This is a genomic window from Sphingopyxis indica (assembly GCF_032879645.1).
In the GTDB taxonomy this organism is placed as follows: Bacteria; Pseudomonadota; Alphaproteobacteria; order Sphingomonadales; family Sphingomonadaceae; genus Sphingopyxis; species Sphingopyxis indica.
This window is the reverse complement of record NZ_CP076394.1, coordinates 3,910,547-3,923,835: the sequence shown is the minus strand read 5'-3', so window position 1 is coordinate 3,923,835 and position 13,289 is coordinate 3,910,547. Positions and strand designations below refer to the sequence as shown.

17 protein-coding genes and 2 pseudogenes are annotated in these 13,289 nt (G+C 66.2%); 5 read left to right on the top strand and 14 right to left on the bottom strand.

The window, feature by feature from the left end:
* The 11 genes from KNJ79_RS18545 to KNJ79_RS18495 all read right to left on the bottom strand — a co-directional run bounded on the left by KNJ79_RS18545 (position 1) and on the right by KNJ79_RS18495 (position 6,766).
* Entirely contained in the window at positions 1-486 is a 486-nt protein-coding gene (locus KNJ79_RS18545; protein WP_394357184.1) for a VOC family protein, read from the bottom strand.
* Positions 486-908 (bottom strand): VOC family protein, encoded by a 423-nt coding sequence (locus KNJ79_RS18540; RefSeq protein ID WP_089215803.1) that lies wholly within the window; start codon positions 906-908, stop codon positions 486-488. Before KNJ79_RS18540 ends, KNJ79_RS18545 begins: the two co-directional genes overlap by 1 nt.
* A gap of 54 nt (positions 909-962) precedes the next feature.
* On the bottom strand, positions 963-1,781 hold the full coding sequence (locus KNJ79_RS18535; RefSeq protein ID WP_245836679.1) for a VOC family protein: 819 nt from the start codon (positions 1,779-1,781) through the stop codon (positions 963-965).
* 29 nt (positions 1,782-1,810) lie between these two features.
* A complete protein-coding gene (locus KNJ79_RS18530) occupies positions 1,811-2,116 on the bottom strand; it encodes a DUF6958 family protein (protein ID WP_089215802.1) in 306 nt (101 codons plus the stop codon).
* Positions 2,113-2,667 carry a GFA family protein gene (locus KNJ79_RS18525; RefSeq protein WP_317152150.1) on the bottom strand — a complete coding sequence of 185 codons (555 nt, stop codon included), beginning with the start codon at positions 2,665-2,667 and terminating at the stop codon, positions 2,113-2,115. The genes KNJ79_RS18530 and KNJ79_RS18525 overlap by 4 nt, the downstream gene beginning before the upstream one ends.
* Positions 2,664-3,398, bottom strand: coding sequence for a DUF899 family protein (locus KNJ79_RS18520; protein ID WP_317152149.1), 735 nt, complete (start codon positions 3,396-3,398; stop codon positions 2,664-2,666). Before KNJ79_RS18520 ends, KNJ79_RS18525 begins: the two co-directional genes overlap by 4 nt.
* A 155-nt stretch (positions 3,399-3,553) precedes the next feature.
* Positions 3,554-4,273 carry a DUF1428 domain-containing protein gene (locus KNJ79_RS18515; RefSeq protein ID WP_317152148.1) on the bottom strand — a complete coding sequence of 240 codons (720 nt, stop codon included), beginning with the start codon at positions 4,271-4,273 and terminating at the stop codon, positions 3,554-3,556.
* Positions 4,274-4,490: 217 nt separating this feature from the next.
* On the bottom strand, positions 4,491-5,159 hold the full coding sequence (locus KNJ79_RS18510) for a glutathione S-transferase family protein (RefSeq protein WP_317152147.1): 669 nt from the start codon (positions 5,157-5,159) through the stop codon (positions 4,491-4,493).
* Between the two features lie 31 nt (positions 5,160-5,190).
* A complete protein-coding gene (locus tag KNJ79_RS18505; RefSeq protein ID WP_317152146.1) occupies positions 5,191-5,601 on the bottom strand; it encodes a DoxX family protein in 411 nt (136 codons plus the stop codon).
* A 24-nt stretch (positions 5,602-5,625) separates the two neighbouring features.
* Entirely contained in the window at positions 5,626-6,066 is a 441-nt protein-coding gene (locus tag KNJ79_RS18500; protein ID WP_212541913.1) for a VOC family protein, read from the bottom strand.
* Between the two features lie 28 nt (positions 6,067-6,094).
* Positions 6,095-6,766 carry a TetR/AcrR family transcriptional regulator gene (locus KNJ79_RS18495; protein WP_089215795.1) on the bottom strand — a complete coding sequence of 224 codons (672 nt, stop codon included), beginning with the start codon at positions 6,764-6,766 and terminating at the stop codon, positions 6,095-6,097.
* Positions 6,767-6,990: 224 nt separating this feature from the next.
* On the opposite strand from KNJ79_RS18495, the gene KNJ79_RS18490 reads away from it, so the two are divergent.
* Positions 6,991-8,499, top strand: coding sequence for a YifB family Mg chelatase-like AAA ATPase (locus KNJ79_RS18490; RefSeq protein ID WP_317152145.1), 1,509 nt, complete (start codon positions 6,991-6,993; stop codon positions 8,497-8,499).
* Between the two features lie 17 nt (positions 8,500-8,516).
* Positions 8,517-9,122 carry an alpha/beta fold hydrolase gene (locus KNJ79_RS18485; RefSeq protein WP_317152144.1) on the top strand — a complete coding sequence of 202 codons (606 nt, stop codon included), beginning with the start codon at positions 8,517-8,519 and terminating at the stop codon, positions 9,120-9,122.
* Here the strand turns inward: KNJ79_RS18485 and KNJ79_RS18480 are convergent.
* Both KNJ79_RS18480 and KNJ79_RS18475 read right to left on the bottom strand, forming a co-directional pair.
* Positions 9,119-9,523 (bottom strand): bactofilin family protein, encoded by a 405-nt coding sequence (locus KNJ79_RS18480; protein ID WP_317152143.1) that lies wholly within the window; start codon positions 9,521-9,523, stop codon positions 9,119-9,121. The genes KNJ79_RS18485 and KNJ79_RS18480 overlap by 4 nt on opposite strands.
* Position 9,524: 1 nt before the next feature.
* A pseudogene (locus KNJ79_RS18475) lies at positions 9,525-10,037 on the bottom strand (M23 family metallopeptidase); the annotation flags it as partial.
* 28 nt (positions 10,038-10,065) lie between these two features.
* On the opposite strand from KNJ79_RS18475, the pseudogene KNJ79_RS18470 reads away from it, so the two are divergent.
* A pseudogene (locus tag KNJ79_RS18470) lies at positions 10,066-10,668 on the top strand (IS6-like element IS6100 family transposase); the annotation flags it as partial.
* An 8-nt stretch (positions 10,669-10,676) separates the two neighbouring features.
* On the opposite strand, the gene KNJ79_RS18465 reads toward KNJ79_RS18470, so the two are convergent.
* Entirely contained in the window at positions 10,677-11,315 is a 639-nt protein-coding gene (locus KNJ79_RS18465) for a LysR family transcriptional regulator (RefSeq protein WP_317152142.1), read from the bottom strand.
* A 216-nt stretch (positions 11,316-11,531) separates the two neighbouring features.
* Here KNJ79_RS18465 and KNJ79_RS18460 point away from each other — a divergent pair, with 216 nt between their 5' ends.
* Both KNJ79_RS18460 and KNJ79_RS18455 read left to right on the top strand, forming a co-directional pair.
* Entirely contained in the window at positions 11,532-12,494 is a 963-nt protein-coding gene (locus KNJ79_RS18460) for a ring-cleaving dioxygenase (protein ID WP_317152141.1), read from the top strand.
* A gap of 88 nt (positions 12,495-12,582) precedes the next feature.
* Positions 12,583-13,236: an HPP family protein gene (locus KNJ79_RS18455; protein WP_317152140.1), complete on the top strand. Its 654-nt coding sequence runs from the start codon at positions 12,583-12,585 to the stop codon at positions 13,234-13,236.
* Positions 13,237-13,289 lie beyond the last annotated feature (53 nt).

Sequence of the window (13,289 nt, the reverse complement as noted above, 5' to 3'; positions counted from 1 at the left end):
TCAGCCCCCCTTGACCGCGGCCTCGATCGCGGCGACGTCGATCTTCTTCATGCCCATCATCGCCTCGAACGCGCGCTTCGCCGCCGCCTTGTCGTCGCCCGTCGTCGCGTCGAGCAGCACGCGCGGAGTGATCTGCCAGCTCAAGCCCCATTTGTCCTTGCACCAGCCGCACATGCTTTCCTGACCGCCGCCTTCGACGATCGCGTTCCAATAGCGGTCGGTTTCCTCCTGCGTGTCGGTGTGGACCTGAAAGCTGAAGGCCTCGCTATGCTTGAAGGCGGGACCGCCGTTGAGGCCGACGCACGGAATGCCGAGGATGGTGAAGTCGACGGTCAATACGTCGCCTTCCTTGCCGCTCGGATTGTCGCTGGGCGAGCGGTGAACCGCGCCGACCTTGCTGTTCGGGAAGGTCGCGGCATAGAAATTCGCCGCTTCTTCGGCATCGTCATCATACCACAGGCACAGCGTCACGGGGGTCTTCGCCATCATTTCTCTCCTTTCAGCGGGGTGCCGATCGACCACAGATGGCCGAAGGGGTCCTTGACCTGCGCATAGCGGTCGCCCCAGAACATGTCCTCGGGCGCCATCACGCTCTCCGCGCCGGCCTCGACCGCGCGGCCGTACCAGCGGTCGGTGTCGTCGACCTGCAGATGCAGCACGACCCCCGCCGGTGCCGGCGCCGGATTGCCGCTATATTCGGGGAAGTCGTCGTGCATCATCAGCGATGCGCCATTGACGTGCATATGCGCGTGCATCAGCCGCACGCCGTCGTCGGCGGGCACGCGCACCACCTCGGTCGCGCCGAACGCCCTGGCGTAAAAGTCGATCGCCTCGGCCGCGCGCTTGTCGCGGATCGTGATGTGCGGGGTCAGGCCGCCGGTCGGAGCCTGGTTCGCGGGTATGGTCATCGTCCTTCTCCTCTCCTTTTCTCAGCCCCTCCCCTTCAGGGGAGGGGCTGTTGATTATTTCCGCGGCCCGACCAGCCCGAACGCAGCGCCCTGCGGGTCGATACCGTTCATCGCATATTCGCCGCCGGGGATTTCCATCGGCCCGTTGACCAGCGTCCCGCCTTCGGCCTCGATCGCCGCCTTCGCGCGGTCGATGTCGTCGACGCCGATGTAGAAAGTCCAGGCGGGCGCGGGCATATCGGGCATCATCGGCATCACCGCGCCGATCCCGACCTCGCCGACCTGCAGGAAGCGATATTGGCCCATCGCGCCCATATCCATCGCGCCTTCCTGCCCCCAGCCGAAATGCTTGCGATAGAAAGCGATCGCCGCTTCGGGATCGCTCGTCGACAATTCGTTCCAGCGCACATGCTGCGCCTCGGTCACCGAAAAAGCATCGCTGTCCATGTCCTCCTTACCCGCGGGCGGGATCGGGTTCATGATATAGAAGGGCGCGCCCTGCGGGTCCGTCACCATCGCGATGCGCCCGACGGGCAGGTCGGTCGCGGGCATGTGCAGCTTGCCGCCGTCGGCTTCGATCGCCGCGATCGTGCCGTCGACATCGGGGGTATAGAGATAGCCCATCCACGCGGGCCGCGCGCCGCCCGCGAGCATGTCGGCATTGAGGGCGAGCACGCCGCCCGCGTGGCCGCCGTCGCCGCGCACGATCATGCGATAATCGACGCCGCCGGACGCCGCGGGGTCGCTATGCGCCGCGATCGTCCAGCCGACGACCGCGCCGTAAAAGCGCGCCGCGCCGTCGGGGTCGCTCGTCATCAGCTCGTACCAGATGAAACTGCCCTTGGGATTGGTCGTCGTCGAACTGTTCATCATCCTTCTCCTCTCCGAAAGGAAGGCCGTGGTCAGCGGCGGTGAAAACGTAGCGGCTTGGTGTCGGCGCGCGCCACCACGCCGCGCGCCTCAAGGTCGAGCTGGACGCCTTTTTGCCACCAGCCCGCCTTGGCGCCGCCGGGGAAAAGCTCTTCGGGCAACAGGGGCAACAGCCCGGCCTTGATCTCGGCCGCGGTCAGGCCGGGAGCGGAGGCGGGGATCACCGCCAGCATCGCGTCGCGCATCGCTTCATATTTGGCGCGTTCGACCCGTACGACATGGCCGGGGCTGTTGACGTTCAGCATTTCGACGCGGTCTTCGCTTCTGGCCTTGCTCATGCCTCTTCCCCCAGCACGCGCGCCATGGGCGGCGTACGAAACCCCATCGCGGCCCAGGCGGCGAGCAGTCGCCACATGAATTTGCCCGAATGGCGGGCAAGATTGGGTATATCGTCGGGCAATTCGACGCCTTCGCGCCGATCGGCGGTCATCGTCCGCATTTCGACCGGCGGCCGGTCCTCGGGCGGCAGGCGGTCGCGATAGATGCTGAGCCAATGCCCTTTGAGGAATTCCAGAAACATCGGGGTGCGGCAGCAGGCGGCGACCATGCGCCGGGTCGGCGCGTCGGGGCTCAGCCGATAGTCCTCCAGCCGCGCTGCGCCCTTGATACAATGGACGCGGTCCTTGCGGAACACGACATAGGGGGTGCCGCCGTCGCGGTCGAGCGTCTCCGCGCCTTCGGCCGCAAACCGTGCGCCTGCTGTCTGGCAGCTATGGCAATGGCAGGTCACGGTCAGAATCGGTTCCCGGCGAAGCTCGATCGCCACCGCGCCGCAGGCGCAGGATGCGACGCGGCGGTGCGCAGGCGATTGTTGGCGGGGCTGCGTCATCCTCGACCGTCCCCCGCATAGGACAGGCTGGGGAAGAAATTGCCGCGCCCCTCGGGGGTCATGTCGAGCAGGCCCCACAGCGGATCGACGAGGTCGCCGGCGCGGTGATGCTCGCCGGGGTCGGACGGGCCGTAGCTCATCTCGCTCGCCCAATGGTGGCGGACGGTATCGCCGTCCTTCCGGAAGACGTTGAAGATCGTCTCGTCCCAATCCTCACCCTCGGCCATGCCGCGCTCGGCGCGCTTCGCCGCGGTCAGCTTCGAGGTGTCGCCATAATAGTCGGCCGAATAGCGGCCTTCGACGTCCGACAGAAAGATGAGGTGCGGCCGGCGCCGTTCCTTCGCCCACGCCTCGAGCCGCGCGATCGGCGACTTGGCGACGATATAGAGCGGCGCGCGCTGCCCGACGTGACGCGCGCTGCCGTCGATCGCGTCGAGTATATGGGTGCAGCCGGGGCACGGATTGTCGCGCTCGGCGCCGAACATGAAGCTGTAAAGGATGATGCTGGGGAAGCCGCCGAACAATTGGGACAGCTTCACCGGTTCGGGCCGGTGATGAACGCCGATCCGCTCGAACACATAATCCTCGGGCACTGCACCGCCCGGCGGCAGCGCGCGCCGCTGCGCCGCGACCGCCTCGATCCGGCGCCTCAGGTCGATCTCGGCATCGAGCAGCGCCGCGCGCGCGTCGCGATAGGCGGCGCTTTCGTTCGGGAAGGAGAGCTGTTGCATCGTCTTTCTCCCTTTTCGCCCCTCCCCTTCAGGGGAGGGGCAGCGAGACTTGGCAGCTTGCTGCCTAGTCGCAGCGGGGTGGGCTCAGCGACGTTTGCTCAACGCCGACGGCCCCACCCCAACCCCTCCCCTGAAGGGGAGGGGCCACTTCAGCCTCAGGCATCCAATATCGGCGTGAAACCGCCATAGATCATGCGCTTGCCGTCGAAGCTCTGGTCGTCGGGGTCGTGCTTCATCCGCTCGTCGGCCATGATCTTGTCCCAGCCCGCGACGCGCGCTTCCTTGTTCGGCCATTCGACCCAGCTGAACACGACGCTCTCGCCCGGCTCGGCGTGCGTCGCGCGTCTATAGTCGGTGACCTTGCCGTCCATCACATCGTCGCCCCAGCATTCGAGCACCCGCGTCGCGCCATGGTCGAGGAAGACGATCGCGGCCTTGTCGGCCATGTCGCGATATTTCGCCTTGTTGGCCTCGGGCACCGCGACCAGGAAACCGTCGGTATAGCCCATCGGCCCGCCAAGCCCTTCCTCGACGATCGAGTCGAACCCCGATACGATCATGCGCTGACCGTCGAAGGGCATCGACGCGCCCATTTCCGCCATGCGCGGGTCGCTCATCATCTTCGCGTTCGCGGCGTCGCGCGTCGCCCGGTCGGGATATTCGAACCAGCTGAAGACGATCTCCTCGCCTTCCTTCGCCGCGACCGCGGTGCGGAAATCGTTGAGCTTGCCTTCGGGGACGTCGTCGCCCCACGCCTCGACGTGGCGGCGCACGCCGAATTCCTTGAACAAAGCCACCGCATCGGCGGCGTGCTTGCGATATGCGTCCTTGTTCGCGGCGGGCACCGCGAGGACAAATCCTTCGACATAGGTCATCGTCTCTCTCCTCATTTCCTTCCCCTCCTCTTCAGAGGAGGGGCAGCGAGACTTGCGGGGCTTGCCCGCTAGTCGCAGCGGGGTGGTGCTGGACGTCTTGCGCGCTGCCGCGCGCCACCACCGGCGTCGGGTGAACAGTCCCCCGGACTGTTCAGGTCGGTCCGGGGGACCGACCGACCCGACACCCCCCTCCTCTTCAGAGGAGGGGCTTCAATCGTCACGCCGCCACCGGCTCGTCGCTGAACGATGCCAGCTGCGCGGCGAGCGCGCGACCGAAGGCGGGCCGCGCCGTGCAGCGCTCCAGATAGGCGGCGAGCCGCGGCTGTTCGGCGATCAGGCCTGCCTCGACCGCTTCGCGCAGCACCGTCGCCATCGCGATGTCGGCGACGCTGAACTCGCCCGCCAGATAGGGATTGTCGCCGAGCGCGTCGGCGAGCCGCGACAGCCGGCCGCGGATGAACTCGATCAGCCCGGGGCGGCGCAGCTTCGCCCATTCCTCGCCGGCGGAAAATATGTCCACATTGCCGAGCTCGAACAGCATCGGCTCGACGCTGTTATAGGCGGCGAACAGCCAGCTCAGCACCGTCGCGCGCTCCTGCGGATCGCTCGGCAACAGCCGCTCGTCCTGTTCGGCGAGGTGGAGCAGGATCGCGCCGCTTTCGAACAATTGGATCTCGCCGTCGCGCAGCACGGGCACCTGGCCCCATGGCTGGTCGAGATAATGGTCGGCGGGGCGCTGCGTCGCGCTGATCAGCTTCTCGCAATAGTCGCGGCCCATTTCCTCGCACGCCCAGCGCGGCCGGAGGTCGCGGACGAAACCGCGTGCGAAATCGGGAACCCAGTCGAACGACGTGATCTGGGTGGGGGCATCGGGATTGACGGACATGGATCCTCTCCTTGGATCGGGGGGGGTGGGGTCAGTCTCGTGACGGCCGTGGCGCGACCAGCAAGCGCAGCGCGGGCGAACGCAGCCACAGGCCCGCCCAAAGCATCAGCGCCAGATAGACGCCGAATAACGTATGACTGAACAGCGGGTTGCCGATGCGGACATGCGTCGCGACCGCGCCGCCGATCCACGCGGTCAGCAGGATCGCGCCGAGGAAGGCGGTGCGCGGCCAGGCATAAAGCGCAGTGCAGGCGAGCAGCAGCCAGCCGAGCCCCGCCCAGAAGCCGGGGTCGCCGGGCCAGCCGAGCTGCACCGCAGTCTCGCCGACGATTCCCAGCCGCGCAATCTTGATGCCCGCATCGAACAGCAGAAAGGCGATGACGAGGCCGCTCAGCACGCGGCCGGCGATCAGCGCCTTGGGGGAGGGGGTGGTCGTCGTCATCGCTACGTCTCCTTGGCCCGCGCGTCAGGCCGCGACTTCGGGCAGCGGCGCCTCGCCGCTTGCGACCGCGGGGTCCATCCAGAAGGGGCCCCAGACATGGCCGTCGGGGTCGAGGATGTCGCGGCCGTACATGAAGCCGTGATCCTGCACCGGATTGACGTCGGCGGTGCCGCCGGCGGCGGCCGCGGCTTCGACCATCGCATCGACCGCTTCCTTGCTTCCCAGCGCCAGCGCCAGCGACACCTCGCTCGACCCGCGATCGGCGATCGGCCGGTCGGTGAAGCTCTTCCACTTGTCGTGGGTCAGGATCATCACGAAGATCGTTTCGGACCAGACCATCGCGGCGGCGGTCTCGTCGGTGAAGCGCGGCTCGTTGGTGAAGCCGATCGCTTCGTAAAAGGCCTTCGACTTTTCGAGGTCGGCGACGGGCAGGTTCACGAAAATCATTCTGGGGGTATCGGACATGGGGAAATTCCTCTCTCGTCTCGGGGGATCAGCCTCTGCCGAACAGCATGAGGATGTAACGCTTCAGATGGGTGACGCTGTCGCGCGCGATTCCGGCGTCGTTCGCGGTCTTCGCCATGATGAACGCGCCCTGCAGCACCGCCTGGATATGGCGCGCGAGGCTCATCGCGCCGACGCCGTGGGCGATGCCGTGGCGCGCGATCGCCGCCTCGATGTCGGGGGTCAGCGCCTCGCAATAGGCGTTGATGCTCGCCTCGCACGCGGCGCGGATCGCGTCGTTGGTCGCATAGGCTTCCTGCACCATCGTCCCGACGAAGCAGGTGAAATCCTCGACCGGGCCTTCGAGCATGGCGAGGCGGAAGTCGATATGGCCGAGCAGCCGGTCGAGCGGGTCTTCGAGCCGGGTGTGCGGCGGCAGCTCGAACATCGGGCGCGCGCGTTCGGTCCAGCCCTCGGCCGCCGCGACCGCGAGCGCGTCCTTCGAATCGAAATGGTGGAAAAAGGCGCCCTTGGTGACGCCCGCCGCGGCGCAGATCTCGTCGACGCTCGTTGCGGCATAGCCCTTGCGGCGCACCGTCTGATGCGCGGCGGCGATCAGCTTGGCGCGCGCGCTGCCGCGCGGCGCCCGACGCGCGCTACCGCCGCCCGCCGGGGGGACTGCACGGGCGGCGGCGCTCGCGGGGGAGGGGTTTGAGCTCATGTCACGAGGCTCTTGAAGTCGAGGGGCGATTCGTCGTCATGCGACTCTACATACCAACCAGTCGGTATGTTGTCAAATGTGCAAGTCCGATTGCGCGCTGGGCGACCTTCGCGACTTTGCCGAAGCGCGGAAAAAGACTCGACCTCTCCGCCGCTTGCCCTACAAGGAGATGGGAACAAAGCGGGCACGCGGCCGAGCGGGCGCTCGCCGCAGGGGGGATTTCATTGGTCGCGATCGTATCCACCGTCGCCTATCTCGGGCTCGACGCGCGCGCGGTCGAGGTGCAGTGCCAGATCGCGCCGGGCGTCCCCGGCTTCGCGGTCGTCGGCCTCCCCGACAAGGCGGTCGCCGAAAGCCGCGAGCGCGTCCGCGCCGCGCTCTCGGCGATCGGCCTCGCGCTGCCGCCCAAGCGGATCACCGTCAACCTTTCGCCCGCCGATTTGCCCAAGGAAGGCTCGCACTACGACCTGCCGATCGCGCTCGCGCTGCTCGGTGCGATGGGGGTGGTCGATCCCGAAACGCTCGCGTCCTACGTGGTCGTCGGCGAACTCGGTCTCGACGGGCGCGTCGCGCCGTCGCCCGGCGTCCTCCTCGCCGCGCTCCATGCGGGCAGCATCGAACGCGGGCTCGTCTGCCCCGTCGCGCAGGGGCCGGAGGCGGCATGGGCGGGCAATGTCGAGGTGCTCGCGGCGCCCGACCTGCTCGCGCTCCTCAATCATTTCAAGGGCACGGCGCTGCTCGCCGCGCCGCAGCCCGGCACCGTCGAAGAGCCGGTGCGCGCCGCCGATCTCGCGCAGGTGAAGGGGCAGGAAACCGCGAAGCGCGCGCTCGAAATCGCCGCCGCGGGCGGACATAATCTGCTGATGTCGGGGCCGCCGGGTGCGGGCAAGTCGCTGATGGCGGCGTGCCTTCCCGGCATCCTGCCCGAGCTGACGCCCGCCGAAGCGCTCGAAGTGTCGATGATCGCCTCGGTCGCCGGACATCTCGAGGGCGGGCGGCTCGTCCGCGCGCGCCCGTTCCGCGCGCCCCATCATTCGGCGTCGATGCCCGCGCTCGTCGGCGGCGGGCTGCGCGTGCGGCCGGGCGAGGTCAGCCTTGCGCATCTCGGCGTGCTGTTCCTCGACGAACTGCCCGAATTTCAGCGCGGGGTGCTCGATTCGCTGCGCCAGCCGCTCGAAACGGGCGAGGTCAGCGTCGCGCGCGCCAATGCGCATGTCACCTTTCCGGCGCGGGTCCAACTGATCGCGGCGATGAACCCCTGCCGCTGCGGCCACCTCGGCGACCCGGCGCTCGCGTGCAGCCGCGCGCCGCGCTGCGCCGCCGACTATCAGGCGAAGCTGTCGGGACCGCTGCTCGACCGCATCGACCTCCACGTCGAGGTCGAAGCGGTGAGCGCCGCCGACCTCGTCCTGCCGCCGCCCGCCGAAGGCAGCGCCGAAGTCGCGGCGCGCGTCGCCGCGGCGCGCGCGATCCAGACCGAACGCTATGCAAAGCAAAAGGCACGCACCAACACCGAAATCGACGGCGAACTGCTCGAAGCGGTCGCGACCCCCGACGAACCCGGCCGCAAGCTGCTCGCGCAGGCGGCCGAGGCGATGCGCCTCTCGGCGCGCGGCTACACCCGCATCTTGCGCGTCGCCCGCACGATCGCCGACCTCGCTGGCGCCGAAGCCGTCGGTCGCATCCATATCGCCGAAGCGCTCAGCTATCGGCGGCAGGCGCCGCGGAATTGAAGGGGCGGGAGATACCGATGACCAAGACGCTATTTCTCCCCGGCGCAACCGGCAATGCGTCCTTTTGGAAACCCGCCGCTGCGTATGCGGGCATCGACGGCCTGTTCATCGCTTGGCCGGGGCTTGGCGACGAAACCCCCGATCCCGATGTGAACGGCATCGGAGATTTGGTCGCGCTAGTGCTCGATCAAATGTACGAACCTGTAAATATTGTCGCGCAATCGATGGGCGGGGTCGTCGCGGTGATGGCGGCGCTCGCGAGGCCCGCGATGGTTTCGCGACTCGCGCTGGCCGTCACCTCGGGAGGGTTGCCGATGGTGGATCTGGGCGGGAGCGAATGGCGCACCAACTATCGTCGGCGTTTCCCGTCTGCTGCCCAATGGATCGCCGACCCTGTGCCCGATCTGTCGAGCCAATTGCCTGCGGTTGCTGCGCCAACGCTGTTGCTCTGGGGTGGGTGCGACCCAATCAGCCCGGTAGCGGTGGGGCAGCGTTTGCACGATTTGCTGCCCAACGCGACGCTGCACGTAATTCGCGAGGCCGATCACGATCTGGCGCTAAGCCATGCCGAACGGGTCGGCAGGCTGATCGCGGCTCATCTGGCACCGGTGGTCGAGGGCTAGACGCCCGCCGATGCACTCTTATTCTCCACCACCTCGAGCGGCGGCGGGGCCTTGGTCATGCCGGGGGCGCCGGCGCGGCGGTGGGTCAGCTTGCCGTCGACCTTGCCGCCATTTTCGATCGTGATCGTTTCATAGACGACGTCGCCGGTGATCCGCGCGCTCGCGTGGACGATCAGCGTCTTCGCCTCGATCGACCCGTCGAGCAGTCCTGCGAGCTTCGCGGTGTCGGCAGCGACCGCGCCCTTGATTTCGCTCGCCTCGCCCTGGACGAGGTTCGCGCATTTGAGGTCGCCCTCGATCTTGCCGTCGACGTGCAGGTCGACGCTCGCGGCGACATTGCCGGTGATGACGACGTCCGATCCGATGATCGAAAAGGTCGTGTGACGCGCGCCGGTCGCCATCTTAGCGGGCACCTGCGCGGGCGGCTGCGGCGAGGGCGTGGACACGCTGTCGGGCGTCGGCTTTGACTTCGAGAACATCGGCTTTGGCCTCCAGGAAGCGGCGCGGGTTGACCGCGACGCCGTTCAAACGGACTTCGAAATGAAGATGGCTGCCGGTCGAACGGCCGGTCGAGCCCATCTTGGCGATCTGCTGACCCGCCGTCACCTGCGCGCCCACCTTGGCGGTGAAGCCCGACAGGTGAGCGTAGCGGGTCAGGATGCCCTGGCCGTGATCGACCTCGACGACATTGCCATAGCCCGAGCGGCGGCCGACGAACACGACCTTGCCCGGCGCGGCGGCGAGGATCGGCGTGCCGAGCGGTCCGGGGAAGTCGAGCCCCGAATGCATCGCGCTCTGCCCCGTGAAGGGATCGCGGCGATAGCCATAGCTCGACGAGAGCATCAGCACATGCGCGGGCTGACCCGAGGGGATGGCGACGAGCGTGCGTTCGAGCACCTCCATGCGGAAGAGGGCTCTGTTGCAAAAATCGTGAAGCTTGAGCATGCTTGGCGGAGATTGGACGGACGGAACGATGACGGATTTCAAGTGGCGCCATTTCCAGGGTGATGTGATCCTGTGGGCGGTGCGCTGGTATTGTCGCTATCCGATCAGCTATCGCGACCTTGAGGAAATGCTGGCGGAACGCGGCATTTCGGTCGACCATACGACGATCTATCGCTGGGTCCAGTGCTACGCCCCGGAGATGGAGAAGCGGCTGCGCTGGTTCTGGCGGCGTGGCTTTGATCCGAGCTGGCGCCTGGATGAAACCTACGTCAAGGTGCGGGGCAAGTGGACCTACCTGTACCGGGCAGTCGACAAGCGGGGCGACACGATCGATTTCTACCTGTCGCCGACCCGCAGCGCCAAGGCAGCGAAGCGGTTCCTGGGCAAGGCCCTGCGAGGCCTGAAGCACTGGGAAAAGCCTGCCACGCTCAATACCGACAAAGCGCCGAGCTATGGTGCAGCGATCACCGAATTGAAGCGCGAAGGAAAGCTGGACCGGGAGACGGCCCACCGGCAGGTGAAGTATCTCAATAACGTGATCGAGGCCGATCACGGAAAGCTCAAGATACTGATCAAGCCGGTGCGCGGTTTCAAATCGATCCCCACGGCCTATGCCACGATCAAGGGATTCGAAGTCATGCGAGCCCTGCGCAAAGGACAGGCTCGCCCCTGGTGCCTGCAGCCCGGCATCAGGGGCGAGGTGCGCCTTGTGGAGAGAGCTTTTGGCATTGGGCCCTCGGCGCTGACGGAGGCCATGGGCATGCTCAACCACCATTTCGCAGCAGCCGCCTGATCGGCGCAGAGCGACAGCCTACCTCTGACTGCCGCCAATCTTTGCAACAGAGCCAGCTTCTCGCCGCCGAGCGGCACGGCTTTGAAGCGCACGCCAGGCGCTTCCTGCTTTGCCCATTCGACGAGTCTTGGAAGGATGAGCAGATGACCGATGTCGGATGCCGCGAGATGGAAGTCTCGATCGGCCGTTTTCGGGTCAAACTCAAGCGCGCCGCTCAGCCGCGTTCGGTAAAGCTCGAGCGCTTGGGCGACCGCCGGTGCCGCCGTGATTGCAAGCGATGTTGGCTCAAGGCCGACCCGCGTCCGCACAAAAAGCTGATTGTCGAAATGGTCGCGTAGCTGCTTGAGGTAGCGGCTGACCGTCGGCTGCGGCATTTCGAGCGTCTCGGCAGCGAGGCTGACGCTTTTTGTTCGAATGATCGCCTCGAACACCGTGAGGTGCGTAAATGACAGCATCAATGCTCCCCGACGTGCTGGATCTCTCGATCGACATCGATACGGCAAGCACCGTTTGAACGCGATGAATATTCGAAATTTCGATCCTGCATATTCGGTAAGTGACGTAGTGACCAGCGCGGGCCGGTGTTAATCCGGGCCCATGGCGTCGCGTCGGAGTCCCGCTCCGGCGGGAGCGATTTTCAAATTCCAAGCAAAAAAAATCGGAGAGCGATCGTGGAAACCAATCATATCTCAGGCCTTCATCACATCACCATCTGCACGGGCACGGCGCAGGGCGATATCGACTTCTTCGTGAAAGTGTTGGGCCAGCGCTTCGTCAAGCGGACGCTGTTCTACGATGGCAGCATCCCGATCTATCACCTCTATTTCGCCGACAAGATGGGCACGCCCGGCACGGTCATGACGACCTTTCCGACGCGGCGCACCGGTCAGAAGGGCCGCAAGGGCTCGAACCAGTTCACCGTCTGCACCTACGCCATTCCGAAAGGGTCGCTAGAATGGTGGGTCACGCACCTCAACGCGAACGGGATCGCGACAAGCGAGCCCGGCGTGCGCTTCGGTCAGCGCTTCGTGGGCTTCCAGCACCCCGACTGCGGGATCGACTTCGAGGTCCTCGAAGACGAACATGACGACCGCGAGCCGTTCGAATCCCCCTATGTGCCGCTCGCGCACGCGCAGCGCGGCTTCCATAGCTGGACCGCGTCGGTCCGCGAGATCGAGGACATGGACGTCTTCATGAACAGCTGCTGGAACTTCGAGAAGATCGGCGAGGAGGGCAATCGGCACCGCTACCGCGTGAAGGGTGACGCCGCACCGGGCAAGATCATCGACCTCGTCCACGAGCCCGACCTGCGGCAGGGCAGCTGGACGATCGCCGAAGGCATCATCCACCACGGCGCCTTCGCTGTCCCCGACATGGACGTGCAGGCACGCATAAAATTTGAGACTGAAGGCATGGGGTTCACCGATTTTTCCGACCGGAAGAACCGCGGCTATTTCGAGTCGATCTACGTGCGGACGCCGGGCGGGGTGCTCTTCGAGGCGACCCATAGCCTGGGATTCACCCATGACGAAGATGAGGCATCGCTCGGGATGGACCTCAAGGTTTCGCCGCAATTCGACGATCGCAAGCACCTGATCCAGCAGGCGATGACCGACGATCCGATCGTGGTTTGAGGTCTGGTCCAGGCGAACAGAATCACCAGAGGCAGCCGGATGCGGGAGCATCCGGAAGCATGTGGCCGGCGGCAGGAAGTGTACAGGCATGAGCGAGCATTCCTCGACCTCGACTGTCGCCGGCCCCAGCTTGCCCTCGGCCGCGCACCCATTTGGCGGCGACGGCGGCGATCACACGCCGCTCGTTATCAATGGCGGCGCGAAGGAAGCCGGAGACGCCGCTGCTCAATCAGCGGCGGACCGTCGACCGATGCGGCGAATTGAGCGCGGTCTGGTCTGCTCTGTTGCCTGCGGGGCCGTCACATATGTCGCCATTCAAGGGGGCGAATGGACCTCAGGCGGCCGGCTGTATTTGGCGTCCTTGTTCTCGAGTGCCGTTCTCGTCGCGACGGCACCGACGCTGCGGCAGTGCCATCCCGCGCGCATCCTCACGAGTCATATCGGATCGATGGGGGTCGGTTTGGTCGCGCGGATGGTCGTGCCTGCGACGCCGCTTACCATTGCGATGTCGGTCAGCGTTGCGCTCTGCCTGGTGCTGGTGTTTGACGCGCTCCATCCCCCCGCGATTGCGAATGCCGGTATAGGATTGGTCGCGCCGGAGAGCATTTCCGAGCTTCTGTCGCTTGTGGCGGTGACTTCTTTCCTGCTTGCCGGCGCCGCGGTGGCGGCCGCGGGCCTTGCGAGCGCGATACCGGGGCGATCAATGTCCCTGTCGCAGTTCTGGTGGAGACGGCGCCGTTGAGCGCTGGTTCGGCCGTCGCAGACTTAAAAGGGGGATGCGGCGGCCGAACACTA

Excerpts from the sequence above, each read along its gene's own strand:
- KNJ79_RS18545 (WP_394357184.1), bottom strand. The coding sequence starts at position 486 with ATGGCGAAGACCCCCGTGACGCTGTGCCTGTGGTATGATGACGATGCC.
- KNJ79_RS18540 (WP_089215803.1), bottom strand. The coding sequence starts at position 908 with ATGACCATACCCGCGAACCAGGCTCCGACCGGCGGCCTGACCCCGCAC.
- KNJ79_RS18535 (WP_245836679.1), bottom strand. The coding sequence starts at position 1,781 with ATGATGAACAGTTCGACGACGACCAATCCCAAGGGCAGTTTCATCTGG.
- KNJ79_RS18530 (WP_089215802.1), bottom strand. The coding sequence starts at position 2,116 with ATGAGCAAGGCCAGAAGCGAAGACCGCGTCGAAATGCTGAACGTCAAC.
- KNJ79_RS18525 (WP_317152150.1), bottom strand. The coding sequence starts at position 2,667 with ATGACGCAGCCCCGCCAACAATCGCCTGCGCACCGCCGCGTCGCATCC.
- KNJ79_RS18520 (WP_317152149.1), bottom strand. The coding sequence starts at position 3,398 with ATGCAACAGCTCTCCTTCCCGAACGAAAGCGCCGCCTATCGCGACGCG.
- KNJ79_RS18515 (WP_317152148.1), bottom strand. The coding sequence starts at position 4,273 with ATGACCTATGTCGAAGGATTTGTCCTCGCGGTGCCCGCCGCGAACAAG.
- KNJ79_RS18510 (WP_317152147.1), bottom strand. The coding sequence starts at position 5,159 with ATGTCCGTCAATCCCGATGCCCCCACCCAGATCACGTCGTTCGACTGG.
- KNJ79_RS18505 (WP_317152146.1), bottom strand. The coding sequence starts at position 5,601 with ATGACGACGACCACCCCCTCCCCCAAGGCGCTGATCGCCGGCCGCGTG.
- KNJ79_RS18500 (WP_212541913.1), bottom strand. The coding sequence starts at position 6,066 with ATGTCCGATACCCCCAGAATGATTTTCGTGAACCTGCCCGTCGCCGAC.
- KNJ79_RS18495 (WP_089215795.1), bottom strand. The coding sequence starts at position 6,766 with ATGAGCTCAAACCCCTCCCCCGCGAGCGCCGCCGCCCGTGCAGTCCCC.
- KNJ79_RS18485 (WP_317152144.1), top strand. The coding sequence starts at position 8,517 with ATGACCAAGACGCTATTTCTCCCCGGCGCAACCGGCAATGCGTCCTTT.
- KNJ79_RS18480 (WP_317152143.1), bottom strand. The coding sequence starts at position 9,523 with ATGGCGACCGGCGCGCGTCACACGACCTTTTCGATCATCGGATCGGAC.
- KNJ79_RS18465 (WP_317152142.1), bottom strand. The coding sequence starts at position 11,315 with ATGCTGTCATTTACGCACCTCACGGTGTTCGAGGCGATCATTCGAACA.
- KNJ79_RS18455 (WP_317152140.1), top strand. The coding sequence starts at position 12,583 with ATGAGCGAGCATTCCTCGACCTCGACTGTCGCCGGCCCCAGCTTGCCC.